This window comes from Acinetobacter sp. AB03 (assembly GCF_058107045.1).
The window spans coordinates 1-604 of sequence record NZ_JBUEBA010000042.1 but is presented as its reverse complement, the minus strand read 5'-3'; the positions used below and the strand labels follow the sequence as shown (position 1 = coordinate 604).

The following is a 604-nucleotide window of genomic DNA, read 5'->3' as shown; positions in this document are numbered from 1 at the left end:
CTCTACCCAATTATTGCAAATCGGTAGATTGCCATCATCCAAATAGCGGCTTAAAGCTGGCCAACGCTTCAGAGTGTAATTGATGGCCTTGGCGGTGGGAGAACTCGATGGCACCGTCAGCTGATGTTGGTTGAGCCATTCATATAGTTGTTGCATGACCGGTTGACTATGCTGTTGTCGGTATTCGCGGCGGTCTTCCGCTGTACCATCGGTCTTTTTCCTGAGCTCTGCTTCTATGGCATACAGTTTCTGAATCAGCACTAATGCCTGTTCAGCGACCTGACTTTTCCCAGTTACATGCAGTTCATGGAATTTACGACGTGCATGGGCCATGCAGCCCACCTCTATGACCTGGCCTGATTTAAAGCGTGCTTTATAACCACTGTAATCATCACAGACTAGATAACCCTGCCAGCCTTTCAAGAACTCTGCAGCATGCTGGCCTGAACGACTATCCTGAAAGTCATAGATCACCGCCTGAACTGGATTGTACTGTGTAGTGGCATAGGCCCAGACATAACCTTTCTTCGGTTTTTTATCATTCTCACCCATCCGCATGATGGTGACCGGTGTTTCATCTGCATGCAGCACCTGCTGTTGTAGT

General features: G+C 48.3%; 1 protein-coding gene. It reads right to left on the bottom strand.

Annotation, left to right across the window (positions count from 1 at the left end):
• A partial coding sequence (gene tnpC / locus ACY3FQ_RS17905) for an IS66 family transposase (protein WP_489774582.1) occupies positions 1–604 on the bottom strand: 604 nt, incomplete at both ends.